The organism is Brucella sp. NBRC 12950, assembly GCF_030268145.1.
Lineage (GTDB): Bacteria > Pseudomonadota > Alphaproteobacteria > Rhizobiales > Rhizobiaceae > Brucella.
Map to the genome: position 1 here is coordinate 76,284 of NZ_BSQC01000010.1, position 26,339 is coordinate 102,622.

Sequence of the window (26,339 nt, forward strand, 5' to 3'; positions counted from 1 at the left end):
ATATGAACAATACTGAGAGTGGATATCCTACCGTTGACGTTGTCATTCCAAATTACAATTACGGTCAATATTTGTTAGAGTGTGCAGCCAGCGTCTTGACACAAACAGGCGTCGACGTGAGGCTGCTGATCATTGATAACGCATCCCATGACCTGAGCGCTGACATCTGTAGAACAATTGCAGCAGGCGACCAACGGGTTGAAGTGATACTCAGAACTAGCAATTTAGGGCCTCACGCATCGTTCAATGAGGGAATTGACTGGGCTAGATCCGAATACTTCTTGATATTGTGTGCCGATGATCTGTTGGTTGATGGTGCCCTAAGTCGAGCGGTCTGCGCGCTCGAACAATCTCCAGATGTTCATCTCGCTCATGGGTCGATTGAGAATTTTTCTGGCAATGACTACCCAAAGCCGGTGGATCTTCCCAAACGGGGTGGGTGGGTAATCCAGTCGGGAAACGAATTCATCGAACGAGCTTGCATGCACGCTTACAATCCCGTTGCCGGTCCCACAGCCCTCGTTAGAACGTCGGTTCAAAAAAAGGTTGGGTACTATAAGACAAACCTTCAACATACAGATGATCTTGAAATGTGGCTTAGGTTTGCAACTTACGGAGGAGTTGCATCGACAAATGCTGTTCAAGCTTGCGCGCGGGTGCATAACCTAAATCGTTCTGCGAGTGTCGCTGGTATCGTTGAGTGGAACTGTGAATTTGAAGCTGCGTTCCGCACATTCTTCGAAAGTGACGGCGCGGCGCTGCCCAATGCATCGGCGCTCTTCGAACTAGCGCAGGATTGTCTAGCGAAGCGCGCGTATTGGTCCGCATTTTCCAATTTACTGCGACGAGAGAAAGGTTCTGCATCCCTGATGGCGTTCGCATTAAGGCGACATCCTTCAATGATCTTATTTCCACCAATCGACTACTTGTTGCAGCGTCGCAATCGCCATTAATCCTTTTTGCGATCCTGCTCAAACAATGATCTGCGCAACATTTCTTCCTGCACGTTTAGCCGTTCACGATATTGCTTCACGCCGGCTTTAACGTCGATAGAGAGTTGGTCCTTCTGTAATAGCATGCGTTCTATCTGAGCCTGCAATGTTGTCGGCTCGAAATTCTCAATGTGATGGCAAAATTGGGAGAGACCTGTGTCATGAAGCAGCGCATCATTTTTCTTTGCGTAAGCGACTGAGATAGCTGGTCGCCCCATGGCAAGCGCACAGACGATATTGTGATAGCGGCTGGCAACAACGATGTCGACCTGGGCGATCTGTTGCATCAGCTGGTTTAACGACAGAGCAGGTTCAAAAATTATGCTATTTGATTTATGCATAGCGAGTCGTTTTAGTAGATCTTCAACTGCCTTAAAGTCAGCTCTATCTCCCGTTAATAGCCGGACCTGTTTCCCTTGGGCCAATAGTTGATCGAGCAACTTCGCCATTTTGTCGAGATATGTGTCGTAGATGAGGGACGCGTCGGCAGCATTCTTGCGCCACCCCTTATAGTCCATTATGCCAAGTCCTATAGTCTGGGTGCCAACTTTACGCACACTTTCCTCGACCGTTGGAAGCGAAAAGGCTATATCAGCTGTGACGACATCGTTTATTGAGATCACGCCAAGAGATCGCATGAAGTCGAGGGAGACCTGATCGCGATAAGAACGATAAGACGCGAGCATTGATGCTCTGCGAACGAAAAATCGACTAAGGGGAAGCGTAACAGGACCCGCTCCGATTGAAATGAATGCAAGACGTGCGCCTGCAATTTTTGCGGCGACAGACCATCGCAATACCGCAAATGGCCAGCCAAATGGGTTCTCATTGAAATCATCGAGAATGCCGGTCCCAGGTACAATTATGAAATCCAGCCCCTGCGCTAGAGAGACCGCACTCACAAAACCAGATAGTCGCCGTGGAACATGCAGTAAGACGCTGTTGAGCGTCCGCATCAGGCGGTTCTCCGACGCGGGCTGTCCCACTGGTGCAGATGCAATTTCGTACTTCTCGCTGATAACGTCGGGCCGTGAACAGATACAAACCAGCTGAGCGTTTGGACAGATACGATCAAGTAACCGCAGCATTGCCTCCAGGGAGCCGTCATTGCCGGTATTGCCTGAGCCGAACTGACCAAAAAGCCCTATTTTCATGAATGGGTCTCCACCTGCATGAAGAAAATAGACCATCGCAATCTTTGTGAAAACTGGCAGAAGGGTGAAGACCATCCTCTTATGTATGAGGTGATCTACCCCTCAAAGCCAAAATGCGCAGCAGCTCAATTCCGCTACACTGCACATCGGTATATCAAATGCCCCCCGATATACTGGAGCAAGGCTTCGAGAGGATTTCTCCTCGAAATCTTGCTCCCCTCTCGATCTTCAGGGAGCTCGTTTTAGATCATGAAGTGCGCCTACTTTGTCCGCCCACATATTGGCGGCACCTATTCGGTATTCTCCATGCTTGGACCATCGCTCAAGAACAGAGGAATTGAGCTTCGTTGGCTTGCTGCTGGTGCAACTGGAGATGCAATTGCTATTGCCGAAACTGCTCAGGGGCTTGGTGACGCCTGTCGCAAGGGCGACGTTATTGACAAATTGGGCGTCCTAGATGAGCAAACGAGAGCGAAAAAGACGGTCACTTTTCTACTTGAAAACAACTATAAAGCCGTTTTTGTTAATGTTCTTTCTAGCCGTTTCGAAACCAATCTGGTTCGATATTTGCCGGAGGACATATTGCGTGTAATGATTGTTCACAGTATCACACCTGGAACCTATGCCGCAGCGCGTGAAATCCGCGATTATGTCCATGCAACCGTTGGCGTATCGAAGCGTTGCCGCGAGGATTTGGTCAATAACTACGGCTTCGACCCGAGGCGGATTCTCGTTATTCCCCATGGCTTGAACCGAATCGCCCGGCCCGTGCGTTTACTTGATGGCCCTGATCAAAATGGCCCGCTTAGATTGCTGTACCTCGGTCGTGTTGATGACAGTTCCAAAGGGGTGTTCTGGCTTCCAAGTATTCTTCGACAGCTTGAATGCGATTATCATTTAACAGTCGCTGGTGACGGTCCTGATTTAGAACGTTTGCGGTTTCAGCTTAAAGGATTCGGCGACAAAGTCTCGTTTACGGGTTGGGTAGCGCCATCGGACGTAGCCGCGCTGGTAAGCCAGAATGACGTTATGCTGATGCCTTCAAGATTTGAAGGTTTCGGACTGACACTTATTGAGGCGATGAGCCAAGGCTGCCCTGCTGTCGTGTCTCGTATAGCTGGCGTCACAGATTTTATTGTTACTGATGGGGAAGATGGGCTGTTGTTTCCTGTAGGTGATGTGAGACAGGCCGCCCGCCATATCGATAAACTAGCGTCTGACCCAAAACTCAGAAACAAAATGGCGCTTGCAGCGATCCGCAAAGTCGATGTTGCATTCAACAGCGAAACGGTCGGAGAAGCGTATTCTGATCTGCTCGAGAACCTTTCTGCAGAACCTCCGAAGATTGCGTCACCTTTAAAACTCTCGCAATGGAAGATGCCACCAGCACTACATACCAGCTTACGTAGCAGATTACCCAAGCCTGTAAAAAACTGGCTAAGACAAGTCCGGGAGCGCATGCATACTGCCTTGTCGGCCGTGTAACGAAAGCCAACAGCCAAGGACACGAGAAATGAATCTCTTCACATCACGGTTCCGCAATTCCCAGCTGTTGAGAACCAAGGCACATACGCTGATTCCGGGTGGTTGCCACACTTATGCAAAGGGAGATGATCAGTACCCTGTGCTTTCACCTGGTTTTATTCAGCGCGGATCCGGGTCGCACGTATTTGATGTGGATGGTAATCAGTATATCGAGTTTGGCATGGGTAATCGTGCCGTCGGATTAGGGCACGCCTATCCGCCGGTTCTACAGGCCGTTCGAGATGCGTTGCAGGATGGCTGCAACTTCACGCGTCCAAGTGCAATCGAAATTGAATGTGCCGAAGCCTTTCTCGAACTTATTAACGGCGCAGAGATGGTGAAGTTCTGTAAAGATGGATCAGACGCGACTTCCGCCGCAGTGCGGTTGGCGCGCGCCTATACCGGTCGTGACATGATTGCATGTTGTGGGGACCACCCATTCTTTTCCACGGATGACTGGTTCATCGGTACCACGAAAATGAACGCCGGGATTCCTGCTTCCATCGCTGCGCTTACAACAACGTTTCGCTATAATGACCTTGCCAGTGTCTACGCATTATTTGAAAATTTTCCCGGCAGGATTGCAGCGCTTATACTTGAGCCGGCTCGTATGGAGGAACCGGAGAAGAATTTTTTGCATGAGGCACGTAGGATCGCGCATGAGAACGGAGCACTATTCATCCTAGATGAGATGATCACAGGGTTCCGATGGCATGAGCGGGGTGCGCAAAGAGTTTATGAAATTGAACCGGATTTGTCTTGTTTTGGAAAAGCAATGGGCAACGGTTTTGCAGTATCCGCCTTAGCTGGAAAGTCAGAATACATGCAGTTAGGGGGGCTGACCCAAACTGAATTTGCTCGGGTTTTTCTTCTTTCAACGACGCACGGTGCTGAAACACATGCCATGGCTGCAGCGATCGCAACTATGAAGATTTACCGTGATGAACCTGTTGTTGAGCGCCTATACCAGCAAGGAACGAAGCTCTCAGAAGGCATAAATGCAGCGATTGCCAATCATGGATTGACTGACTATTTTCGTTTGATGGGAAGACCTTGCTGCCTTGCCTATTCGACTAGCGACGAAAATGGAAAGCCATCTCAGGCCTTTCGAACGCTATTTCTGCAGGAAACAATTCGACGCGGAGTTCTAATTCCATCCCTGGTAGTCAGCTATACTCACACCGATACAGATATTGAACGGACCGTTGATGCGGTTGACGGCGCGCTTGGAGTATATCGGAGGGCGCTCAATGACGGAGTTGAGACTTACCTGACCGGTCGATCTTCCAAACCGGTCTATCGACGGTTTAACGAAGCTCCCAGCTACCCTTCGCCCGTGCGATGAGAGCCGCACGCATCAGCCTACTCGCTATTGCAATGCTGTTTTGCACTGGATTGACTCACGCTGAGGATGTCTTTCCTCTTCATGTTAGTGCGAACCATCATTATTTTGAAGATGCAAAAGCTCGGCCTTTTATGCTGCACGGCGAAGCAGCGTGGTCTTTGATTGCTGAACTTAAACGTGAGGACGTCGAGATTTATCTCGAAGATCGCAGCAGACGAGGGTTTAACGCGATACTTGTCAATCTCATCGAACATCGCTTCTCTACTAATCCGCCGGCGAATGCTTATGGTGATAAACCTTTTAAAAACAGCCCATTCGGACTGCTGGGAGACGCGTATTTCTCCCATGCCGAATGGGTAATAGAACACGCGGAGAAACACGGGTTGGCAGTGTTCCTTGTCCCCGCTTATCTGGGCGTCAATGGAGGCGAGGAAGGTTGGTTTAAGGCTGCAGAAGCGGCTGGGCCTGACCGTATGAGAACTTACGGTGAAGCCGTGGCGCACCGATTTTCAAAATTCAATAATATCGTCTGGGTTCTAGGTGGAGACTTTGATGCGCCCGAACACGCACTCGTGTCACAACTTGCGCTAGGTATTGCTTCTGTCTCGCCCAACGCGCTCCAAAGTGTTCATTCCGGCCGTGATACTCCTACATTAGAACTGTGGGGACGTGAGAATTGGCTGTCATTCGATACCATCTACACCTATGCGGATATCCATAAAACGACACTTGAACGCAGCAAAGCAGGGTTGATGCCAGTGGTCCTGCTGGAAAGTGCATACGAGTACGAGCGTGAAACGACCGCAAAAATGGTCCGCCGAAATGCATATGGCGCTTTGCTTGGTGGTGCTGCGGGACAATTTTTTGGCAACAATCCAATTTGGCATTTTTCGGGTCCTGGCGTCTTTTCCAGCGATTACTCTTGGAAGGAAGCATTAGATAGTCCTGGCGCGCGCTCAATGTCGGTCCTAAGAGCTTTTTTCGATGCCATCCCATGGACACAACTTGTGCCCGATCGTGATGGCTCAATCACCGACCTTGAGGAAACTTACGCAGCCGCTTCAAGTGACAAGAGACTGACCGTGATCTACGCAGACGCGGGCAGTTTTCGAATTAAAAGCAATTCAGTCCCGAAGACAAGTGTTGCTTTATGGTTCGACCCGACATCTGGAAAGTCCCGTGCAGCTGCGCCTCCACAGCTGACTGGAGAGTTCCTAAACTACACAGCACCTGCCGACCGCGAAAATTCCCCCAGAAGTGATTGGCTTCTCGTAATTGGCGATGGTCAAAGCTTGAAGCTCCTCCGTAAGGCGTAGTGAGTATCCACTTCTGAGCAATCGTTACACGCTTGTCCTAATCAAACATGCCATCGGACAACTCGTTGAACGCGCGCTTTGAAGTTAACCTCGATTAATGAATTTAATCAGGAGCGGGTTATGAAAGTACTTGTTACGGGTCATCAGGGCTATATTGGATCGGTCATGGTTCCGATGTTGATCAACGCTGGGCATGACGTCTCAGGGTACGATATCGGCCTTTATGAGCATTGCATGTTCAAAGAGGGTGGGCCGATATTTGATGTTCCCACGCTCCGCAAAGATGTTCGTGACGTTATACCGCGTGATCTGGAAGGATTTGACGCAGTCATTCACCTCGCAGCATTATCCAACGACCCACTCGGAAATCTCAATGAAGAACTAACCTATCAAATTAATCATTTGGCAAGTGTCGAAATGGCGAAGGCGGCCAAGGCAGCCGGCGTTGGAAAATTCCTACTTGCATCGTCGTGCAGCAATTACGGCATCAGCGATGGTGAACTGATCGACGAGACTGGGGAACTTAAACCTGTTACCGCTTATGGCCGATCAAAAGTGAGAGCGGAGCGGGATATCGCCTCATTGGCGGATCCCAATTTCTGCCCCGTTTATCTCAGACCAGCGACGGCATACGGTGTTTCGCCTTTCCTGCGTTTTGATATTGTACTAAATAATCTGGTAGCGTGGGCGGTAACCAAGGGACTAATCTATCTTAAATCCGATGGAACTCCTTGGCGGCCAATTGTACACATTCGTGATATCTCAAGGGCATTTATCGCGGCCATGGAAGCGCCTGTTGAAGTTGTTTTCAACGAAGCTTTCAATGTTGGTTCAACGGAACATAATTACCGAATTCGTGACATAGCCCGCATTGTTGCAGATAATGTTCCTGACTGTAGGATTGAATACGCTGAAGATGCGGGGCCTGATACAAGGTCGTATAGAGTGAGTTTCGAGAAACTCGCGAGGATATTACCTCAGGCAAGACCGCAGTGGGATGCAGTTGCAGGTGCGAAAGAGTTGCTATCAGCCTACAGTCAGTCATCTCTTAAGCTCGAGGAATTTGAAGGCCCGCAATTTCAACGTATCGCGCATATAAGGATGCTTATTGAAAAAGGTACTATCGGATCTGATCTTCGTTATGTCGAAGACAGCGTACCTTTGATCAAAGCCAGTGCATGATGAGTACCGTGATGTTAAGAAGAACAGCTGAGGTGCCCCCCCTGGACACAAGTCACGGTGCGCAGATTTTCGAGCTCGCAACGCGTTTGTTTCCTTTGTGTCGCAGCCTTGCGGGTGAAGGTGTTCGGGCAACGCTCGAAATGATAAACGAGTATCTGCCGTTACAAATTCACGCAATTCCAACTGGAACGCAAATATATGATTGGAAAGCACCGCATGAATGGACGGTCCACGACGCTTTCATACGGGATGATGCTGGGAACAAAATTGCCGATTTTAAGCGTAACAATCTGCATATCGTTAATTTCAGTCTGCCCGTAAGGGCAAGTTTGCCCTTGGTAGAGCTCAAGAAACACATCCACACATTGCCTGAGCAGCCGGGCTTGATCCCTTATCGCACCTGTTATCATGTTGAGGGTTGGGGATTTTGCATGGCACATACTGATCTTATGGAAATGAAAGACGGAATTTATGATGTCGTTATTGATGCTGAAAGACGTGTCGGCGATTTACGGTTTGGCGAGTACGTGCATCAGGGCGAGACACAAGAGACGTTTCTTCTCTCTACTCACCTCTGTCACCCATCGCTCGCCAATGATAATTGCTCCGGAATTGCACTCCTCACGCTCCTGGGAGCTGCGTTACGATCTAGAAAGACGCGGCTGACCTATCGCCTATTGTTCGGCCCGGCAACTTTTGGTGCGCTTGGTTGGCTTCAACGCAATGAAGCCGGATTAAAGTGGATAAAGCATGGCCTTGTACTCTCATGTGTTGGAGATGGCGGCGGCCCGAATTACAAGCGAAGCCGAATAGGAGATGCCGAAATCGACCGAATTATGGCCCATGTCTTGCAGCACTCGGATTTTCAGGACGCACATACCCACGACTTCTGGCCTTACGGCTACGATGAACGGCAGTTTTGTTCACCCGGATTCAACCTACCCGTTGGCTCGTTTCAGCGAAGCCTCTACGGAACTTTCCCGCAGTATCATACTTCGGCAGATAATCTTGACTTCATCAAGCCTGAATGTCTCCAACAATCCTTTGAACTTATCATGAAGACTATCGACATAGCGGAGGCAGATCGCACGCCTTTCAACACCTCGCCGAAGGGTGAACCACAGTTGGGACGGCGAGGATTGCTTGATCCAATTGGTGGAAAGCCCGCAAGCGAAGAATATAGAATGTCACTCTTATGGGTACTGAACCTCGCTGACGGCGAACACTCGCTCCTCGATATCGCGGAAAGATCTCAGATTAGTTTTGAAACAATCGAGCGAGCCGCGCAGAGACTGGAAGCTGTGGGACTTCTGCGAGAGAACTAATTTAAAGGTGCGGCCAGTTCTTGTCTTTCTCAGACAATACGCTTGGCATGTCTGGCCATGGTATACCAAGCGTTGGATCATCATAACGGACACCGGTCGCAAAGTCAGGCGCATAGGGTGTTGAAATCATGTACCGTAATAATACGCCATCCGTGAGCGTTTGGAAGCCATGAGCACAGCCCTTTGGGATATATAGTTCAACGCCATTTTCTGCGGATAGTTCAAGCCCTGTCCAATGCCTGTAAGTTGGCGAGTCTGTTCTCAGATCAACGAGCACGTCCCAGATCACTCCTTGTAGGCAGGTTACAAGTTTGGTTTCTGAATGCGGTTCGTTTTGATAGTGAAGTCCCCGGAGAGTTCCTTTCTCACGCGAGAATGACAGGCTGTGTTGAGGATAACGGGTTTCCATTCCTCGCTCTTCGAATGCACTCTCGCAATAAACCCGAGCAAACCAGCCTCGTTCGTCCGTGAGCCTCTCCGGTTCAATGGACCATGCACCATCAATGTTCAGGGATGTGAATCGCATCGTTCGCCTCGTAAGAATTGATATTCATTCTGACATTTACGCCCCGCGGCGATAGAGGATTTTTGGGACCAATTGCATGGACGAAAGTTGGGAAATACCTCCACCAAAAGGTGTAGGGTACACCGTCATATTTGATCAATCGTGATGCCGAGAGGAGAAGTGTACTCAATCCGTCAGGTGATGTCAGCGGCCAATCGTATAGAGGGAGCGCACCACATGGCAGTCTCGGAAATTGATCGATGTCTGATTACTTTAAATTATGAATTGAGTTCGGCATTGATACCCATTGCACCCATTAGGCACCGGCCAGCGCGAGGTAGACAATATGACCATTCAAATGTCGGGGATATCGCGGAGTACGAATATGGCTCAAGAACAAGTCGGTTGCCGTTTGTGTGGAACACTTCTCAAGCACACGTTCGTCAATCTCGGAATGTCCCCTCCGTGTGAGAGTTTCATCACAGCAGACCAGCTTGACACAATGGAACGCTATTATCCGCTGTATGCCTTTGTGTGCGACCATTGCTATCTTGTCCAACTTAAGGAGTATGTCAGCCCAACTGACATTTTTTCCGAATATGCTTATTTTTCCTCCTATGCGACGAGTTGGGTAAACCATGCCAAGAATTACTGTGACGAGATCACGAGAAAACTCGATCTGACTGCTGAGAGTTTTGTCGTCGAGATAGCAAGCAACGATGGATACTTACTTCAACATTTTCTAACAAAGAACATCCCGATCTTAGGAATTGAACCGGCAGCTAACGTTGCTGAGACTGCAATTTCCAAGGGTATTCCCACTCTCGTTGAATTTTTTGGATCGAGCTTAGCTGCAAAAATGGCAGCAGAAGGACGCAAAGCAGATTTGATCGTCGGCAATAACGTTCTTGCTCAGGTGCCGGATCTCAATGATTTTGTGCGAGGGATGCAGCTTTTACTGAAACCAGAAGGGGTAATAACGCTTGAGTTTCCTCATTTGGCTAATTTGATTGAGCAAAATCAGTTTGATACGATCTATCATGAGCATTTCTCATATTTTTCCTTGCTGACGATCCGCTACATGGCGCATCGCCATCACCTCAAAGTCATTGATGTCGAAGAATTGCCCACTCATGGGGGGTCTCTTAGAGTCTATCTTGCTCACAATGCAAGCAGAAGAAAAGCGGGCCCACGCGTGTCGGCTCTTCTAAAACGCGAGCAGGCGTTCGGGCTTAATGAAATTTCTACGTACGAACAATTTTCTGAAAAGACGCGCCGCACCAAGCGTGACCTCCTTTCCTTTCTCATCGCGGCGAAAAATGCTGGGAAGCGCATATGTGGTTATGGAGCGCCGGGTAAAGGAAACACATTACTCAACTACTGCGGTATTGGTACCGATTTCCTCGATTTCACCGTTGATCGAAATCCATATAAGCACGGGCGGTTTACGCCAGGCATGCATATCCCTATTTACGATACTCCGATGATTGATACTTACAAGCCTGACTACATTCTGATCCTACCTTGGAACTTCAAGGACGAGATCATCCGCCAGATGCAACATGTGGTAGAGTGGGGGGGCAAGTTCATCATACCGATCCCGCACGTCACTCTCATCGATCCGGCATTGCTCACAGAGGAGCGCTAACATCATGAAAGTCGTTCTTTTCTGCGGTGGTTTGGGAACCAGGATACGTGAATATTCTGAAAATGTACCAAAGCCAATGATACCGCTCGGCCACCAGCCAATACTGCATCACGTGATGGAGTACTATTCTGATTACGGACACAATGAATTCGTCTTATGCTTGGGCTATAAGGCAAACGTTGTCAAAGACTTTTTCCTAAACATAAGGCCACAGACATTTGCAGATTGTGTGGTCTCAGACGGTGGACGCAATGTTCGTTTATTGGAAGAGGTTGATCGCAACTGGAGCGTAACCCTCCTTGACACCGGCATCTGGCGCAACATTGGCGAGAGATTGTGGAGCGCGCGACCGCATGTCGAAAATGAAGACATCTTTCTCGCAAACTACAGCGACGGTCTAAGCGATGTCGACCTCGACGACATGAAGCTTCGATTTGAAAGAAGTGGCAAATTGGCTTGCTTCCTGGCAGTGCGTCCGCCGCTCACGTATCACCTCGCTGACATCGCGGAGAGTGGAGATGTCCGCGCGTTTCGCACGTCAAACACGTCGGATATCTGGATTAACGGAGGATATTTTCTCTTTCGAAAGGAAATATTCGATTACATGCGCGAAGGAGAAGAGCTCGTACTTGAGCCATTTTCCCGGCTGATCGCAGATAATCAATTACTAGCCTACAAGTACGAAGGTTTTTGGCGATCCATGGATACGTTGCGCGATTGGCAGACCTTGGAAGACATGGTCGAGAAAGGGGATATGCCGTGGAAAAAGCACAGAAGTGAAATGAAAGCGGCTAACATCGCGATAGCATTATGATTGACCTGCTTTCCTTGGCCCAGCTGGAGCGTCCAATCAATATCCTCTGTATCGGTGCCCACTCGGACGATATTGAGATCGGTTGCGGGGGAACACTTCTGAAACTGTTGGCAACGTCACTTCCAATCCACATAGATTGGTGTGTTCTTGCCGGTGATGCCACAAGGCGAGGTGAAGCAGAAGCCTCTGCTCGTGACTATTTGCACAATGTCGAGACACCTTCCGTCCATCTCATGGATTTCGAAGATAGCTATTTTCCGGCCCATGCACGTGAGATCAAAGAGTGGTTGCTTGAACGCAGAGAAATACATCGACCGGATATTGTCTTCACGCATAACCGTTTTGACGCGCATCAGGATCACCGGACTGTGCGAGAGCTGACATGGAACGTTTTCCGTGATCAGCTCATTTTGGAATATGAGATCCCTAAATGGGATGGTGACCTCGGTCAGCCGAATAGCTACGTAGCCTTACCAGCCCCAATCCTTGAGCGGAAACTTGCATTATTGATTAAGCATTTTGGAACCCAACGGTCCAAAGACTGGTTCGATGAAGAAACGTTTCGAGGAATTGCACGCCTCCGCGGCATGGAATGTCGAGCGGATGAAGGATATGCCGAAGCATTCTATGCGCCGAAACTGCGTATTTTCTAGGCGTTGAGCTTCTGAATTGGGTGCGTTCGAGAGCGAAATTACTCTGCGAATTGATCGGACTTGCAACGATTGAAAATCATTCTACCAATTGGAATGGCTGAAGTCGCAGCCGGTGAAGGCGCATTGCATACATGCAGAGTCCTCTTGGTCTGCAGGAACTTAAAGTCGTGAATCAATTGGCCGGAGCGGGACACCGCTTGTGCCCTTATGCCCGTTCTGTAGGGACGCAGGTCATCCAACTGTAATGACGGACAATATTTTCTACATTTTTCTAAGTAGCTTTTTTTGATTAGACTGTCCTTGACCTCCTGCATACCTGATGCCAGATGTTGCGATATTAGCTTCCAAAAGCCTGGAAAGCGCACAAAGGAAGCGATATCATCCAAGTTTGCTGAGAACTTCGCATAGCCTTCGCGGGAAAGTCCGAGAACAGCGTTTGGTCCCACAGTCAAACTCCCATCGATCATCGGTGTCAGGTGAATTCCAAGGAATGGCAATGCGGGATCGGGTACCGGGTAGATCATGCGTTCTACGAGATGATTTAGCTCTTGTTTTAACGCATAATATTCGCCACGAAATGGAACGATACGAAAATCTACTTCCAGTCCTGATCTTTGAGCAAGCCGATCGGCTTGAAGTCCAGTACATGCAACTGCGTAGCGGCTTTCCCATATACTTTGGTCGGTATGAATTCTGACACAGTCGGAACGCTCTTCAAAAGAATCCACGCGCACTCCCGTGATGAGTGTTCCGCCATTCGCCTTTATCAACTCGCCCATCGCTTTCGTCACTGCGCGATAATCAACAATCCCGCTTTGTTCGACGAGGAGTGCTTTCAACCCGGTGATTGCCGGTTCCAAGTCAGCGAGTTCGTCTTTATCAATCATCCTGCAACTGATTTCGTTGATAGCCGCATTCGCACTCAAAGCCTCTAGCCGCTTGGTCTCGTCTGAAGTGGTGGCGACTACGAGTTTGCCGGGTGTACGATATGCAACATTGTTTTCTTCACAAAATTGCTTCGTGGCACGCTCGCCTACACGACACAATTCAGCTTTTAGACTGCCAGGTTGATAGTAGATTCCCGCGTGGATAACGCCGCTATTGTGTCCAGTTTGATGAAAGGCAAGGCTGGTTTCTTTTTCAATAAGAAGAATTCGGGCGTCAGGTTGGCCCTTGGATACAGCCATGGCAGTTGCCAGACCGACAATGCCTCCTCCAACGATGCAATAATCAAACATGGTGTAGCTCACTGATCGTCGTTTCGCTCTTAAGCAGATTAATCGCATGCAGAAATCGCAGGGTCAATCAACCTTTATGTTGCTCGTCTGAACTAAAGTTTTATGCTTGGAATGGAGTGGAAAGATTCCTTTCGCCAAATGCTGATTTCGAAATGTTGTTGGCTGATGAATTTTTAGGAGAAGGATGAAATGATTCCGAGATGGTAGGACCCCGAAGTGAGCTTTCCGATCTTGCTGTCTTTCTGCTTATCGTTCGGTACCGAAGCTTTCGCAAAGCCGCCGATCAGCTCGACTTGTCAGTTTCGGCTCTTAGTCATCGGATGAAGGCGCTGGAATCCCGACTTGGTGTGCGTCTGCTAAATCGGACTAGTCGTAGTGTTGCTCCGACTGCTGCAGGCTCTATACTTGCTGAAAAAGTTGCTGCAGGACTTGAGATTATCAATAGTGGTATCGACGAGTTGCAAGGCCAATTCAGCGGCATCGCTGGTAGAGTACGAATTAACGTTCTAAAGGATGCTGTGCCATTGCTGCTGCATGAGGTGTTGCCGATCTTCATCGAGCGTTATCCGAGTATCGAATTGGAAATTGCTGCTGACGACAATTTTCTTGATGTCACTGCAGAAGGGTTTGATGCCGGTCTCAGATATGCCGGTTCAATACCTGAAGATATGATTGCCGTGCCGGTCAGCGCTCCCTTAAATTGGGTTGCAGTTGCATCACCATCTTATCTGGAGCGGGCAGGGAGCCCAGTACATCCCACCGATTTGTTGAAACACAATTGTATCCGAATACGCACTGGTCGAGGGCAAATTTTCCATTGGGAATTTGATCGTGGGGACGAACATCTCCAGCTTGATGTTCCTGGCTCGCTGATTTCGGGTTCAACGGATGTTTCAATGGCTGCAGCTCTATCAGGCACAGGGGTCGCCTACTGTCTGGAAAAACTCGCTGAACCATATGTTGAAGCCGGTCGGTTACAGATTTTGCTACAGGAATGGGCTTCTCCTGGCCCGCCGCTGGCATTCTATTACTCAAGTCGACGGCAAGTTCCCTTCGGTTTGCAAATGCTGATTAAAACAATTCGAGAATTCCAGCAGTGACAATGTTGAGATAAACTAAATGATCCGTTGATCCTGGCTGTGTTGATTCAACTAAGCCGACGCCTTAACGAAGAGTCTGAAACCGAGTTTTCCAGTTTCAACCCAGTTTCAGCTATGATGGAGACGATATGTATATTCCCAGCGTCGACCGCTACGAAGGTGTCGATTACCGCCGCACTGGCCGTTCTGGCTTGCTCTTGCCACCCATCTCCCTAGGGTTATGGCAGAATTTCGGAGGAGCCGACGTGTTCGAAACCGGGCGCGCAATCCTTCGCCGTGCATTTGATCGCGGTGTGACACATTTTGATCTCGCAAACAATTACGGGCCGCCCTATGGCTCGGCCGAAGAAAACTTCGGTGTTGTTCTTAAAAAAGATTTTCGCCACCATCGCGACGAACTTGTCATTTCTACGAAAGCAGGTTGGGATATGTGGCCCGGACCTTACGGTTCAGGGGGATCGCGAAAACACGTACTTGCGTCCTTAGATCAAAGCCTTGGCCGGATGGGGTTGGATTACGTTGATATCTTTTATTCGCATCGGCCGACAGCGGATGTCCCTCTGGAGGAAACAGTGGGGGCCTTGGTCCAGGCCGTGCGCCAAGGAAAGGCGCTTTACGTGGGTGTCTCTTCTTATAATCCAGAACGTACCCGAGAAATTGAATCCCACCTGAAGGCCGAGGGGATTCCACTTTTTATCCATCAGCCATCGTACTCGATGCTCAACCGCTGGATCGAAGACGAGCTTCTTTCGACACTTTCGGATCTGGGCACGGGCTGTATTGCTTTTTCTCCTTTGGCACAGGGACTTTTAACGTCCAAGTATCTCGCTGGAGTTCCAGATGATGCACGCGTGTCGAAAGGTGGCTCCTTCAATGAGCGTTTGTTGAGTGCAGACAACCTGACACGGGTACGAGCATTGGATGCTCTTGCGAAAAATCGCGGCCAATCGCTCGCTCAAATGGCGATTGCCTGGGTTCTTCGTGATCATCGCGTAACTTCGGCACTTATTGGCGCACGTACCATCGCGCAGCTTGACGACTCGCTCGATGCGTTGAAAAATCTGAACTTTAGTTCCGATGAACTTCGGGAAATTGACGCTCACGCCGGGGAGGGAAGCATTGATCTTTGGCGTAACGTGATGCAGCAGAACTAGTAATAGTCCCCTTGAACGGAAAGGTTCAAGGGGATTTTTTCGCCGCGTATTCTTAATTCATCAAAGTTGCGGAAAATCGTTATAAATATCAGCGCGGGTTTGCGGAACAGCTGAGATTCCACGTTTGCGTTTAGAGGCCAGAGTTTGATTGATCTGGACGGTCCCTCTCTCAAACGCCAAAGCGCATCCCGCTAAATATAAAACCCATAAACGCGCCTTTGCGAAGCCTACCTCCTGGACAGCCTTATCAAAATTGCTATAGAGGCGCTCACACCAGAGTCGGCAGGTTCGTCCATAATGTTCGCGTAAATTCTCCACATCATGCACTTCAAAACCGTGGCCTTCGAGATTTTCAACGGTCATTCCCAAATGGTCGAGTTCACCGCCAGGGAAAATGTACTTCACGAGAGCCAGATGCTCAGCACTCTTATGTCTAAAGGCTTTCTTACTCTTTTTCATACGTCTGGTGATGGCGTGATGCATGTAAAGACCACCTGGACGCAAAAGCCGATTGATGGCGTTAAAATATGTCTCGTAATTCTCGATACCCACGTGTTCGAACATTCCGACCGATGAAATTTTATCAAACTGATCATCAAGTTCAGCGTAAGATTTGACATGGATCGTGATTTTTTCCTCCAGTCCTGCGGCTTTGATCCTTTCTCGTGCGAGCGCAGTCTGTGCTTCAGATAGCGAAACGCCAGTTCCAGTTACGCCGAAATTTTGAACTGCATAGATCAGAAGAGCGCCCCATCCACAGCCGATGTCTAAAAGACGGTCACCAGGCTGCAGACGAAGCTTACGACAAATCAATTCGAGTTTATCTTTTTGTGCCTGATCGATACTATTTTCCCAGCTCGTAAAGTATCCACAGGTGTAAACCATCCGCTCATCGAGGAACAGTTTATAAAATTCGTTAGAAACATCATAATGATGTGTGATGGCTTCCTTGTTGGAGCCGCTCACAAAGGGAGCCTTTCCGTCGACCGCTGACCGGGCAGACTGTTTGCCTGCGAAAATTAGCGCGGGGAGATCTTTAAAAATTTGCCATTTCGGTAACTCTTTTATCCGCTGCTTGAGTTTTCCGTCGATTTTGGCGTTTGCAAGATCAAAGATTGTGCCGTTCTTGATGTCGACACGACCTGAGACCCAAATGTCAATTAATGAATCGTAATTGGGTTTGAGGATTAGCTGGCGGACGATTGTTGGATCATTGATGACGAGTATAGCGCCATCAAAATTGCCGATGCGGGTACCGTCCCAAAGCTCCACATCAAACTGGGGACGAATTGTTTCAATTACTGTTCGTATGATACGCACCGACTTAGATTCAACAGTCATTCAACGCCTCTCAAATCCGCAGCCCAGAGCTTAGCGAATTATACCATTTGATTTATTCCTCCGATGAATTGTTATTATGTTTTTCAACAGTTGCAATGAGGTCCTGCCAACATTGTCTCAATACTGAGCGCAATAGGGCAATATTTATCTCAACTCTTCGCGATTTCTGCAATCAAAGGGACGACATTCTCAATTCTGGACGAGGGAGCGTTTTGCGGCTTCCACGATCGTTTTTGTGAGACTGGAAAGGCCGTCTGCAGCGAGCCTGTTGACCTGCCAAAATAAAGGTATGTCAAGGTTTTGTCCTGGAACCAGGTCTACAAGGCGCCCTGCTTCGATATGCTCTTTAGCGAGGTGTATTGGATTCATACCCCATCCCATCCCTGTAACGCTTGCCTCCACGAAGCCATGCGTTGAAGGCAGCCAATGTTCAGGAACATTGATATTGACGCCAAGAATTTGGTTTATCCAGTTCAACTGTAAGCGGTCTTTTTGATTGAAGGTAAGGGATGGGGCTTTGGCGAGAGCATCCGCTGTGACACCATTGCTAAAGTAACGGGCCACGAAGCTTGGACTTGCAGTCGCGTGGTAACGAAGTGCTCCTAGGCTGAACTGACGGCACCCGGGGACAGGCTTCCCGGCACTCGTAACCGCTGCAACGACCTTCCCCTGCTTGAGCCATTCAGCGGTCGAATCCTGATCATCGAGCGCAAACCTGATCAGATAGTCACTTGATTGCGTGAATTCGCCAGCCGCTGCGAGGAACCAGGTGGCTAGGCTATCAGCGTTGGTGGCTATATGTAACGTAACACGTTGCTGGACTTGTTCGCCAAGCGCAAGAGACGGCAGACTTTTGAGGAGATCAGATTCCAGGATACCTACCTGCTCCATGTGCCGGCAGAGCAACAAGCCTTTCTCTGTGGCCTGGCATGGCGATCCCCGTACAACCAATGTGGTACCGAGGCGTTCTTCAAGGTGCTTTATCCTCTGCGAAACCGCCGAGGGGGTAACATTGAGTATCGCCGCAGCGCGTTCAAAACTTCCCGATTGAACGACTGTCTGCAAAACCTTCAAGGCAAAATAGTCTAACATGGATTAGCCAATCTTATTTAAGATAAGAATATTTAATTAGGCTAAATTCATGAAGCCGTCTATCCCGGGACGAAACTGTTCGACAGGGCGCCAAACATGAACTTTGCTACTTACGTAACCGGTATGACGGTGGGACTTAGCCTGATTGTAGCGATTGGAGCGCAGAACGCTTTCGTCCTGCGGCAAGGTATCCGTAAGGAATATGTTTTCTCTGTTGTTGTGGCCTGCGCACTTTCAGATGCAATTCTAATTGTGATTGGCGTCACGAGTTTTCAAAAAGTAATTGAAATTTCGCCGTGGCTTGATCCGGTAATGCGATATGGAGGAGCAGCATTTCTCTTCTGGTATGGTTGCAAAAGCCTCTTTTCCGCCTGGAAATCGACTGGAGCGTTGGAAATTGCGAATGGAACCACCGCAAGTTTCGTAAAAACGATGGCGATGTGCCTCGCGCTCACTTGGCTCAACCCTCATGTCTACCTTGACACGGTAGTGCTTTTGGGCACAATTTCGACACGGTTTCCAAGTGATCAGTTCGAATTTGCCGCAGGCGCGGTGACGGGTTCGTTCCTATTTTTCTTTACACTGGGCTACGGCGCCAGATGGTTGCGGCCAATTTTCAGTCGGCCTGCAGCGTGGCGAATTCTGGAAGCAGTGATTGCAATTATCATGTGGCTGATAGCTTTTAAGTTACTACGCGGCTTGTAAATTCGCCAGTGATCTCCTTTCGCCCATCATTTCAACACAGCCGCCAACTTTACAGCAAGAGCAATGTCATTGATTGGCTTTCGTACGACTTCTATATGCTGAAATCGTTCAGGAATTGACGAATGGTCGCTATATCCAGTCATAAAAATGAAGGGTATTCCCTTGTCCGACAGATCTTCCGCGACCTTTTCGGAGGTGACCGCTCCAAGACTGAAGTCAAGAATAGCCACCTCTGGCTGAAATGATTGAAGGGTCAACAAGGCTTCGTCAGCATCACTCGCTAGACGAATATCACCTGCTCCCATTGTACGCAGCGTGTCTTCGACATCCATCGCTATTAAGCTTTGATCCTCAACCACAAGAATTGAAGTTCGATCAAGAGGAGGCACATGGGCGGTAGTCTTGACGTTGCAGCATGTGACGTCGGCCAGTTCCTTGCTAACGTGTAGGGCCGGAATGTTAAAGGTAGCGACCAAGCCATTTATGCGGTGTTCGATATGAACCTTTCCCCGCAGATCGTATTCAATAGAACTTCTTATCAATTTAGTTCCAAACCCTGTCCGTGATGGCGGTGAAACGACTGGGCCTCCACTTTCGCGCCAAGAAATTTCACATTCCCCCGATGGCAGAACAATCCAATTTATCGCCAGTTGACCCTGCGTTGTAGAAAGTGCTCCATATTTTGCGGCATTCGTCATCATCTCATGCACAACAAGCGACAGAACACTATAACCTCGCTGATCGAGCGCCGTAGGTGGACCTTCAATGGTAATCTTGGGCGAAGTACTGTTTGCACGATAAAGATTTGCCTCGGTTTCCATCAAGGTCGCAACTAAACCACTTTTTGAGCCGTCGAGTGATTGATCGTGTGCAGACGCAAGTGCGCTCAGCCGACCCTCCAATGTCAGTGCATAATCTTCGACGCTGTCGGCGCCCATACCAGTCTGCCGAGCAATTGATTTGACCAGAGCCAGAATATTTTTAACCCGATGATTAAGTTCCGCGTTTAGTATGCGCCTTCGCTGATCTGTGCGGATCCGTTCTTTCTCGGAAATCTCAGTTTGGCGAAGTATCACATCTCTAAGATATGTTGCGATCGCGCGCGAAACAGACAAGTCACTCTCCGTCCAAGGGGTTGATTGTCCGCGAACATCTTCGCGCCACGTTTCAAAACTCCCGCGCGGTGTCAGACGTTGACCCATCGGTGTATCAACGATTTGCTTCACAGGCTCGCCAGCCCATTCCACCCGATGGGCTTCTTCGTTACGAAAGAGTATCAGATACTCGCCAAAGGTTACAGATAACGGGATAGCCACCATGCCGGCGACGCTGGATTTATGCTCCTCAATATAGTTTTCAATTTGCGAAGTTGACCAGATGTCGCCTGGCGACTCCTTTTTGGCTACTTGTAGAAGCTCGCGGGTCGACGTTTCATCAAGAACGTCACCTGTTTCAAACCATTTATCGTCCATCCAAAGCGCCGCCCCATGACTGGAAACGAGTTTTGCAAATTCTGGCAATTGCGCCAGAAGATCGTCGCGCATTGAGTTGTTTGTACTAAGCCGAGAAACCAGCTTATCCAATTTCATTCGAGCTTCTGCGGCCGCCTGTAAGGTCGCGCGTCGTTCACAAGCTGCAATATGAAGGGAGAAGTACTGCCCAAAAAGCTCAGCTCCTATCCGCAGAGGCAGAGCTGTCATCTTTGGCCGATCATGATGACAGGCGATCAATCCCCAAAGAGCACCATCAACAATAATTGAGATGGACAGCGATGCCGAAACGCCCATATTGTTGAGGTATTGGCAATGAATCGGAGAGACGCTGCGCAACTGTGCGAATGACATATCCACCGGCTCTTCAGAGAAAGCCAGTCGGGGTTCGAGCTCAACGGGTACTGAAGCTGTGTCAGAGATCATTCTGATCGTGTTGGAGACGTAGAGTTTTCGGGCTTGAGCGGGTATGTCGCTTGCCGGGAAATGCTGGCCCAAAAAGCTCTTCAGAGTAGATGATTTTGCCTCGGCAATCACCCGGCCAGCACCGTTATGCAAAAATCTGTAGACCATCACGCGGTCATAACCCAGCATGGCGCGAACGAGCTTAGCTGCAACCGTTGCCGCACGCGAGACACTTTCTTCGCGTCCGAGACGGTGGATCACAGAGCGTGTGAGATCAAGGGCTTGCCGGGCAGTTTGTCCGCGATCTGGCGAGGGCTCGAACTCGACAAAAGTTAGCCCGTTGTGTGTGTGAACGATCGCATCATAAAGGCCCTGCTTTCTTGGAAAACGAAATCCAATGATGATTGACGAAAGGCCAGGTTCTCGCGCTTTAGCAGCAGCGTTGCGGAAATCGTGAGCGTTCTTTTCGCCAACAATTAAAGAAATTTCGGTTCCAGGGATCAAATCACCCTTGTAGCCCGTTAACGTCGGAACATTGGAAGAAGCAAACAAGAGCCGTTGATTGACAGGGTTGACCACAAGCATTGCGCCGTGTGACTGGATCGAACCTGGAATATGAATTGGCTCCCGATCGCAGTTCGTAAGGTTCACGGGTTCGGAAATGGACATTTTTAAAAGCACACTTTCTAACTATGGCATTGCAGCTCACCAGCTGCCGAAATGTGAGGTCATGACGAAGCTAGGACCCGAACGTCTCGATCACTTTGTGAACTTCATGGATGCTCGACTTCCAACGCTTCCAAAACGAAACTTCCACTCTTTAACGCGAGTTATGTCTAAAAGTAACATAGAGGCCCACGACCGTCTGTCCACTTCTGGACAGTTTTCCAGTGAAATAGGGATATGTTTTCAATGACCATTCAACCTCTTCAGGAGTTTTCAGACAATCTTTTGCTGATGATGCTCAGCGAGAGCGATCGTCAGAAACTTTCACCACATACGATGGTCTTCGACCTCGAAGCGCTGACGATTTTGCACAAGGCCGGCGATGATGTGGTTAATACCTGGTTTCCCTGTGGTCCAGCCATGGCTAGCTTCCAACGCTGGATCGACGCTGATAATAGTGCTGTCGAGATCGCCTTAATTGGAAGAGAAGGTGCCGTAGGGGGTATCGTCTCCAATGGCAGTTTGCCAGCTTACGCAACGGCAATCGTTCGCAATTCGGGGCGGTTCTACCGTATCAAGACAGCAGCTCTCGAGCAGGTAAAGTTGGAATCTGTTGCTCTGCGACACTGGTTTGCACGCTATTCCGACTGCCTTATGGCGCAAGTTTTCCAGACCGCTGCTTGTAATGCCACCCACACCATTACGCAAAGAACGGCCAAATGGTTGCTAGCTGCTGCTGCACGGACTAGCTCAAGTCAGTTTGAACTTACACACGATCAGTTGTCTGAAATGCTTGGCGTTGGACGCACTTTTGTTACGCGAACAATTGGCCAACTGCGTGCGGAGGGCATCATCACGACGCGTCGCGGTATGGTCATTATTGAGGACGAAGTTGCCTTGAGGAAAAAGTCATGCAGTTGCACCTCAGCCATAGAGGAGCATTACGACGCTGTAATGCATGGAATATACACTTGAAGTTTACACCAAACATCGTTGAAGGAGCCTAGTCCAGAATGGAAAATCAACTGACAAACCCTCTCACGGCCGTTCCTGCAGGATTGGGGCAATTGTGGGCATTGGCAATACAATATGGGCTTTCGCTCCTTGGTGCAGTCATATTGCTGATCGGAGGTTGGCTCTTCTCCCGAATTTTAAGCCAGTGGGCATATAGAGGTCTGTCAAACGTGCGTGGAATTGATGAAACGTTAGCGCGTTTCTTTTCGCGCGTACTTCACTACGCTTTCCTTATGCTTGTATTCGTTATGGTTCTTGGCCAATTCGGAGTGCAGACGGCATCTATTATCGCCGCGCTGGGCGCTGCGGGTCTTGCTATCGGGCTGGCATTGCAGGGTACTCTGCAAAATATTGCCGCCGGTATCATGTTGCTCGTGCTGCGTCCGTTCAGAGTGGGAGAGTATATCGAGACCGCTGCCGTCAAAGGCACTATCTCTGAAGTCGGTCTGTTTGCGACTGAGCTTAAGACTGAAGACGGTCTTTATCTAATGGCGCCGAATTCGACACTTTGGAACACACCAATCACTAACTTTAGTCGTGAGCCGGAACGGCGCCAGCTATTATCCATTGCAGTCAGCTCGGATGTTGAAATTCAATCCATTAAGGCTGCAGTGACAGAGATAGTCAGGTCAGACTTGCGCGTAAGCAACAACCCAGCGCCTCGTGTCATGTCAGATGATCTCACCGCCGAAAAGATTACATTAAGGATTGAATACTGGGCAAATTCTCGCAACTTCTACGAGACGAAAAACGATATTATTGACACTTTGAAAGCAGGGCTTGCGCAAAAGGGTATTGTTCTCAAATAATCCATTCAGCTCGAGCGGCCTCAGCTTGAGGCCGTTACTGTCAACCACGGTGCCGGCTGAAGTGAAAGAAAAAATTAAAACGCGAAGCCAAACGTAATGCACCTAATTTTATCAAGCTAACTGTTCTCTAGACTGTCTCACAACCGTGCGAACGTGAAATCCATGAAGCGCGTACCTTATGCGCGCAACTCTCAACCAAAATATAAAGGGCATGCAGATCTTCTTGGCCGATTTTTCTCTCTATGCCGTTTCAACAAGCGCACTGAACCTCATATCATAAGCGATACGATGTAGACTGAAGTGAGCTCTGTAAAATTTGTTTGGCATTCATTCAATTTATCCGTCTTAGGATGCAGCCTCAGGCGTTTTGCTGATGCAAGACTGGAGCGGTAAACTGGCCAGAATTCTGCTGATGTCCAAGAGACGAGCGGTTCTGACAACACCATGGTTAAGCACAGTGGCTTTTGGCTCTTCCGCTATAATATATCGATGGAAAGGCCGCCGCTTGTGAGGAGCGGCGGCTTCAAATTATTTAGTGGTGTAGCCACCATTGACGAGTATCGTCTGTCCGGTCATCCACCATCCTTCTGAAACCATAAAGCGAATATAAGGCACAATATCCTCAATGTCAGTCAGACCGGTATTTGAAAAATTTGATAATGCAGCTGCTGTCTTGTGGTAAGCAACGGCATCTTCACCTTCGGCCGGATAGAAAAATGGAGTATCCATAGGACCGGGGCCAATGGCAGTGACAGAGATGCCTCGTTCTCCGAATTCCTTCGATGCTGCCCGCGTGAAATGCTCCACGGGTGCCTTGGTTCCTGCATAACTGGAATAAAAAGGCGTGTAAGCACCCAGTAAGGACGTCACGATCGTCACAAGTTTACCGTTGTCGTTGAGATGGCGACCTGCTTCCTTGATGAAAAAGAATGCGGTCTTTGCGTTCACTGCACTCATCTCGTCATATTCTTGTTCAGTAATCTCGAGAATGGGCTTCTTCAGAACCTTTCCAACTGTGTTTATCGCGATGTCAGGCTTGCCAATTGCTGCAATGGCATCTGTGAAAAGTTTTTCTACCCCCCCTGCGGAGGAAAGATCGGCCTGAAAAGCAACTGCCTGTGTCCCAAGTGCATTAAGGGCGGCAACAGTTGCAGTCGCTTCGACGCTTGTTGATGGGCTATTATAGTGGATGGCGATACTTTTTGCGCCTTGTTGAGCGAGGTCGCGCGCAATAAGGCCACCGAGGTTCTTTGCGCCGCCGGCAATCAATACAGTCTTTCCCTTGATGCTATGAGAAGTCATCTCTGTCTCCAGATGTTAGGAACTCAGGTTTTTGAAATCGTGCATCATATAAATACCGTCTAGATATGCAGTATAAAGCTCTGTATTCTGACATCACTTGTCAGAATTTGCGAACAAATGGAGATCCGATACCTGTGGACCGAATTGACCTCTTTCGTATCTTCATTCGTGTCGTTGACTGTGCAAGCTTTACCCGAGCCGCGGCGACACTTGATATGCCTCGATCATCTGTTTCTGCTGCCATTCAGGAACTCGAAGGCCGCATAGGCGCCAGACTCCTCCACAGAACAACCAGAAACGTCTCTCCAACCAACGATGGAATTGCATTTTACGAAAGATGCACACGCGTTATTTACGACGTCGAGGACACCGAGAATCTTTTTCGTCAAAAAGCTTCGCGACCGTCAGGCAAGATACGTATAAATGTTCCGGGCAGAATTGGGCGGCTGATTGTTGCGCCTGCACTTTCCTCGTTTCTTACTCAATATCCTGACATAAATATCGACATCGGAGTGACGGATCGGGCGGTCAACCTAGCAGAGGACAGTGTAGATTGTGTCCTGCGGGCGGGCCATCTTGTAGATTCAAGCTTAATCGCCCGATCGATCGGTGAATTGCCATTATTGAATGTTGCGGCACCTCATTACCTCCAACGCTACGGAATACCTGACAGACCGGAAGAGCTAGACAGTCATCTTGCGGTTAATTACGCATCGCCATCAACTGGACGGATCGAGGACTGGGAGTGGATGGAGAATGGTGAAATAAAGAAGAAAGCTTTGCGGGGGCGCGTTACAGTCAACAATGCGGAAGCATATATAGCTTGTTGTCTCGCAGGCCTTGGCCTAATTCAGATTCCCGCTTACGACGTGCAGTCACATATTGATAGCAACGAATTAGTCGAATTTATGCCAGCATATCAAGCACAGCCTCTACCTCTAACAATACTTTATCCTAGCAGGCAGCATCTATCCAGACGTTTGAGTGTTTTTGTCGATTGGCTAGAAGCACTCCTGCGAGATCAAATTCGCTAGAGACTTACCCTGACTACCGTGAGCGTTTGAGCAACATTGTAGGACGAAAAGATTTTAAGTGGATGAACGTGTCAGAGAATGATTGGATTTTTTCAACATTTCTCAATACAGGTCTCCCAGGAGCCGTAACTATAGCGTCCTTGAATAACCTTATCGGTTCAATTTCCGCTTCTATCGAATAGCAAGCATCCATTTGGAAGAATTTGGTAGATTGCAACAAACTCATTTGCATCAATTTGGCTATTTTTATCAGCATCCAGAAACCTAAACAAATCTGTACGAGATATGTCTTGTTCTCGAGGAAAATCATATGGCGGAAAATCGAACACGTTGACAAATTCAGAGTCTGAAATGAAACCGTCGGCATCTCTGTCGTAAACAGCCATAAATCTCTGCCAATCCACACTTGCGGGTTCGCATGAAAAAGATAAATTTGTAAACGATATTAGAAGAGTGAGGCCAAGCGACAAACGCATCGACGGTGATATCCATCTTTGGGTAATCATTAATGTGCGAGCTTCGAAAGCTATA

23 protein-coding genes are annotated in these 26,339 nt (G+C 48.8%); 15 read left to right on the top strand and 8 right to left on the bottom strand.

Annotated features, from left to right (window positions below; genetic code table 11):
- The first annotated feature begins 2 nt into the window (after positions 1-2).
- Positions 3-953, top strand: coding sequence for a glycosyltransferase family 2 protein (locus QSJ70_RS17160; RefSeq protein WP_285538133.1), 951 nt, complete (start codon positions 3-5; stop codon positions 951-953).
- Here the strand turns inward: QSJ70_RS17160 and QSJ70_RS17165 are convergent.
- Positions 950-2,146: a polysaccharide pyruvyl transferase family protein gene (locus QSJ70_RS17165; RefSeq protein WP_285538135.1), complete on the bottom strand. Its 1,197-nt coding sequence runs from the start codon at positions 2,144-2,146 to the stop codon at positions 950-952. The two genes, QSJ70_RS17160 and QSJ70_RS17165, sit on opposite strands and share 4 nt — an antisense overlap.
- Before the next feature lie 249 nt (positions 2,147-2,395).
- On the opposite strand from QSJ70_RS17165, the gene QSJ70_RS17170 reads away from it, so the two are divergent.
- From QSJ70_RS17170 to QSJ70_RS17190, 5 genes are all read left to right on the top strand, one after another.
- The gene (locus tag QSJ70_RS17170) at positions 2,396-3,631 is read left to right on the top strand and encodes a glycosyltransferase family 4 protein (RefSeq protein WP_285538137.1); all 1,236 of its coding nucleotides are present in this window, start codon (positions 2,396-2,398) and stop codon (positions 3,629-3,631) included.
- A 28-nt stretch (positions 3,632-3,659) separates the two neighbouring features.
- Positions 3,660-5,015: a glutamate-1-semialdehyde 2,1-aminomutase gene (locus QSJ70_RS17175; protein WP_285538139.1), complete on the top strand. Its 1,356-nt coding sequence runs from the start codon at positions 3,660-3,662 to the stop codon at positions 5,013-5,015.
- Positions 5,012-6,331, top strand: a complete 1,320-nt coding sequence (locus QSJ70_RS17180; protein WP_285538140.1) for a glycoside hydrolase family 140 protein — start codon at positions 5,012-5,014, stop codon at positions 6,329-6,331. Before QSJ70_RS17175 ends, QSJ70_RS17180 begins: the two co-directional genes overlap by 4 nt.
- 120 nt (positions 6,332-6,451) lie before the next feature.
- Entirely contained in the window at positions 6,452-7,513 is a 1,062-nt protein-coding gene (locus tag QSJ70_RS17185) for an NAD-dependent epimerase/dehydratase family protein (protein WP_285538425.1), read from the top strand.
- Complete coding sequence (locus QSJ70_RS17190) at positions 7,510-8,838, top strand: DUF4910 domain-containing protein (protein WP_445558187.1); 1,329 nt, start codon at positions 7,510-7,512, stop codon at positions 8,836-8,838. The genes QSJ70_RS17185 and QSJ70_RS17190 overlap by 4 nt, the downstream gene beginning before the upstream one ends.
- A gap of 1 nt (position 8,839) precedes the next feature.
- On the opposite strand, the gene rfbC is transcribed toward QSJ70_RS17190, so the two are convergent.
- Positions 8,840-9,364, bottom strand: coding sequence for a dTDP-4-dehydrorhamnose 3,5-epimerase (gene rfbC / locus QSJ70_RS17195; RefSeq protein WP_215781637.1), 525 nt, complete (start codon positions 9,362-9,364; stop codon positions 8,840-8,842).
- A gap of 325 nt (positions 9,365-9,689) precedes the next feature.
- On the opposite strand from rfbC, the gene QSJ70_RS17200 reads away from it, so the two are divergent.
- From QSJ70_RS17200 to QSJ70_RS17210, 3 genes are read left to right on the top strand one after another with little or no spacing between them, the layout of a single operon-like run.
- Positions 9,690-10,991 (top strand): class I SAM-dependent methyltransferase, encoded by a 1,302-nt coding sequence (locus QSJ70_RS17200; protein ID WP_215781639.1) that lies wholly within the window; start codon positions 9,690-9,692, stop codon positions 10,989-10,991.
- Between the two features lie 4 nt (positions 10,992-10,995).
- Positions 10,996-11,805 carry a sugar phosphate nucleotidyltransferase gene (locus QSJ70_RS17205; RefSeq protein ID WP_215781640.1) on the top strand — a complete coding sequence of 270 codons (810 nt, stop codon included), beginning with the start codon at positions 10,996-10,998 and terminating at the stop codon, positions 11,803-11,805.
- The gene (locus QSJ70_RS17210; protein ID WP_285538143.1) at positions 11,802-12,458 is read left to right on the top strand and encodes a PIG-L deacetylase family protein; all 657 of its coding nucleotides are present in this window, start codon (positions 11,802-11,804) and stop codon (positions 12,456-12,458) included. The genes QSJ70_RS17205 and QSJ70_RS17210 overlap by 4 nt, the downstream gene beginning before the upstream one ends.
- Positions 12,459-12,496: 38 nt before the next feature.
- Here QSJ70_RS17210 and lhgD read toward each other — a convergent pair whose 3' ends face one another.
- Positions 12,497-13,696 (bottom strand): L-2-hydroxyglutarate dehydrogenase, encoded by a 1,200-nt coding sequence (gene lhgD, locus QSJ70_RS17215; protein WP_285538427.1) that lies wholly within the window; start codon positions 13,694-13,696, stop codon positions 12,497-12,499.
- Positions 13,697-13,896: 200 nt separating this feature from the next.
- On the opposite strand from lhgD, the gene QSJ70_RS17220 reads away from it, so the two are divergent.
- Together QSJ70_RS17220 and mgrA are read left to right on the top strand one after the other, a co-directional pair.
- Positions 13,897-14,796, top strand: a complete 900-nt coding sequence (locus tag QSJ70_RS17220) for a LysR family transcriptional regulator (protein ID WP_285538145.1) — start codon at positions 13,897-13,899, stop codon at positions 14,794-14,796.
- A 128-nt stretch (positions 14,797-14,924) separates the two neighbouring features.
- Positions 14,925-15,950: an L-glyceraldehyde 3-phosphate reductase gene (mgrA, locus tag QSJ70_RS17225; RefSeq protein ID WP_285538147.1), complete on the top strand. Its 1,026-nt coding sequence runs from the start codon at positions 14,925-14,927 to the stop codon at positions 15,948-15,950.
- A 60-nt stretch (positions 15,951-16,010) separates the two neighbouring features.
- Here the strand turns inward: mgrA and QSJ70_RS17230 are convergent, their stop codons facing one another.
- Together QSJ70_RS17230 and QSJ70_RS17235 are read right to left on the bottom strand one after the other, a co-directional pair.
- A complete protein-coding gene (locus QSJ70_RS17230) occupies positions 16,011-17,291 on the bottom strand; it encodes an SAM-dependent methyltransferase (RefSeq protein ID WP_285538150.1) in 1,281 nt (426 codons plus the stop codon).
- A gap of 189 nt (positions 17,292-17,480) precedes the next feature.
- Positions 17,481-18,383 carry a LysR family transcriptional regulator ArgP gene (locus QSJ70_RS17235; protein WP_285538152.1) on the bottom strand — a complete coding sequence of 301 codons (903 nt, stop codon included), beginning with the start codon at positions 18,381-18,383 and terminating at the stop codon, positions 17,481-17,483.
- A 96-nt stretch (positions 18,384-18,479) separates the two neighbouring features.
- Here QSJ70_RS17235 and QSJ70_RS17240 point away from each other — a divergent pair, with 96 nt between their 5' ends.
- Positions 18,480-19,088 carry a LysE/ArgO family amino acid transporter gene (locus QSJ70_RS17240; protein WP_285538154.1) on the top strand — a complete coding sequence of 203 codons (609 nt, stop codon included), beginning with the start codon at positions 18,480-18,482 and terminating at the stop codon, positions 19,086-19,088.
- A 26-nt stretch (positions 19,089-19,114) separates the two neighbouring features.
- Here the strand turns inward: QSJ70_RS17240 and QSJ70_RS17245 are convergent, their stop codons facing one another.
- A complete protein-coding gene (locus QSJ70_RS17245) occupies positions 19,115-21,652 on the bottom strand; it encodes an HWE histidine kinase domain-containing protein (protein WP_285538155.1) in 2,538 nt (845 codons plus the stop codon).
- A gap of 243 nt (positions 21,653-21,895) precedes the next feature.
- Between QSJ70_RS17245 and QSJ70_RS17250 the strand changes: the two genes are divergently transcribed.
- Together QSJ70_RS17250 and QSJ70_RS17255 are read left to right on the top strand one after the other, a co-directional pair.
- Positions 21,896-22,624, top strand: a complete 729-nt coding sequence (locus tag QSJ70_RS17250; RefSeq protein WP_285538157.1) for a Crp/Fnr family transcriptional regulator — start codon at positions 21,896-21,898, stop codon at positions 22,622-22,624.
- 38 nt (positions 22,625-22,662) lie between these two features.
- Positions 22,663-23,472: a mechanosensitive ion channel family protein gene (locus tag QSJ70_RS17255; protein ID WP_215781658.1), complete on the top strand. Its 810-nt coding sequence runs from the start codon at positions 22,663-22,665 to the stop codon at positions 23,470-23,472.
- A 528-nt stretch (positions 23,473-24,000) separates the two neighbouring features.
- Here the strand turns inward: QSJ70_RS17255 and QSJ70_RS17260 are convergent.
- The gene (locus QSJ70_RS17260) at positions 24,001-24,774 is read right to left on the bottom strand and encodes an SDR family oxidoreductase (RefSeq protein WP_285538160.1); all 774 of its coding nucleotides are present in this window, start codon (positions 24,772-24,774) and stop codon (positions 24,001-24,003) included.
- A gap of 134 nt (positions 24,775-24,908) precedes the next feature.
- Here QSJ70_RS17260 and QSJ70_RS17265 point away from each other — a divergent pair, with 134 nt between their 5' ends.
- Positions 24,909-25,808 carry a LysR family transcriptional regulator gene (locus tag QSJ70_RS17265; protein ID WP_285538162.1) on the top strand — a complete coding sequence of 300 codons (900 nt, stop codon included), beginning with the start codon at positions 24,909-24,911 and terminating at the stop codon, positions 25,806-25,808.
- A 158-nt stretch (positions 25,809-25,966) separates the two neighbouring features.
- On the opposite strand, the gene QSJ70_RS17270 is transcribed toward QSJ70_RS17265, so the two are convergent.
- Positions 25,967-26,194: an EF-hand domain-containing protein gene (locus QSJ70_RS17270; protein WP_285538164.1), complete on the bottom strand. Its 228-nt coding sequence runs from the start codon at positions 26,192-26,194 to the stop codon at positions 25,967-25,969.
- Positions 26,195-26,339: the final 145 nt, after the last annotated feature.

Excerpts from the sequence above, each read along its gene's own strand:
- QSJ70_RS17190 (WP_445558187.1), top strand. The coding sequence starts at position 7,510 with ATGATGAGTACCGTGATGTTAAGAAGAACAGCTGAGGTGCCCCCCCTG.
- QSJ70_RS17240 (WP_285538154.1), top strand. The coding sequence starts at position 18,480 with ATGAACTTTGCTACTTACGTAACCGGTATGACGGTGGGACTTAGCCTG.
- QSJ70_RS17235 (WP_285538152.1), bottom strand. The coding sequence starts at position 18,383 with ATGTTAGACTATTTTGCCTTGAAGGTTTTGCAGACAGTCGTTCAATCG.
- QSJ70_RS17270 (WP_285538164.1), bottom strand. The coding sequence starts at position 26,194 with ATGGCTGTTTACGACAGAGATGCCGACGGTTTCATTTCAGACTCTGAA.
- lhgD (WP_285538427.1), bottom strand. The coding sequence starts at position 13,696 with ATGTTTGATTATTGCATCGTTGGAGGAGGCATTGTCGGTCTGGCAACT.
- QSJ70_RS17165 (WP_285538135.1), bottom strand. The coding sequence starts at position 2,146 with ATGAAAATAGGGCTTTTTGGTCAGTTCGGCTCAGGCAATACCGGCAAT.
- QSJ70_RS17255 (WP_215781658.1), top strand. The coding sequence starts at position 22,663 with ATGGAAAATCAACTGACAAACCCTCTCACGGCCGTTCCTGCAGGATTG.
- QSJ70_RS17250 (WP_285538157.1), top strand. The coding sequence starts at position 21,896 with ATGACCATTCAACCTCTTCAGGAGTTTTCAGACAATCTTTTGCTGATG.
- QSJ70_RS17160 (WP_285538133.1), top strand. The coding sequence starts at position 3 with ATGAACAATACTGAGAGTGGATATCCTACCGTTGACGTTGTCATTCCA.
- QSJ70_RS17170 (WP_285538137.1), top strand. The coding sequence starts at position 2,396 with ATGAAGTGCGCCTACTTTGTCCGCCCACATATTGGCGGCACCTATTCG.
- QSJ70_RS17245 (WP_285538155.1), bottom strand. The coding sequence starts at position 21,652 with ATGTCCATTTCCGAACCCGTGAACCTTACGAACTGCGATCGGGAGCCA.
- QSJ70_RS17180 (WP_285538140.1), top strand. The coding sequence starts at position 5,012 with ATGAGAGCCGCACGCATCAGCCTACTCGCTATTGCAATGCTGTTTTGC.
- QSJ70_RS17185 (WP_285538425.1), top strand. The coding sequence starts at position 6,452 with ATGAAAGTACTTGTTACGGGTCATCAGGGCTATATTGGATCGGTCATG.
- QSJ70_RS17230 (WP_285538150.1), bottom strand. The coding sequence starts at position 17,291 with ATGACTGTTGAATCTAAGTCGGTGCGTATCATACGAACAGTAATTGAA.
- QSJ70_RS17260 (WP_285538160.1), bottom strand. The coding sequence starts at position 24,774 with ATGACTTCTCATAGCATCAAGGGAAAGACTGTATTGATTGCCGGCGGC.
- rfbC (WP_215781637.1), bottom strand. The coding sequence starts at position 9,364 with ATGCGATTCACATCCCTGAACATTGATGGTGCATGGTCCATTGAACCG.
- QSJ70_RS17175 (WP_285538139.1), top strand. The coding sequence starts at position 3,660 with ATGAATCTCTTCACATCACGGTTCCGCAATTCCCAGCTGTTGAGAACC.
- mgrA (WP_285538147.1), top strand. The coding sequence starts at position 14,925 with ATGTATATTCCCAGCGTCGACCGCTACGAAGGTGTCGATTACCGCCGC.
- QSJ70_RS17205 (WP_215781640.1), top strand. The coding sequence starts at position 10,996 with ATGAAAGTCGTTCTTTTCTGCGGTGGTTTGGGAACCAGGATACGTGAA.
- QSJ70_RS17210 (WP_285538143.1), top strand. The coding sequence starts at position 11,802 with ATGATTGACCTGCTTTCCTTGGCCCAGCTGGAGCGTCCAATCAATATC.
- QSJ70_RS17200 (WP_215781639.1), top strand. The coding sequence starts at position 9,690 with ATGACCATTCAAATGTCGGGGATATCGCGGAGTACGAATATGGCTCAA.
- QSJ70_RS17220 (WP_285538145.1), top strand. The coding sequence starts at position 13,897 with ATGGTAGGACCCCGAAGTGAGCTTTCCGATCTTGCTGTCTTTCTGCTT.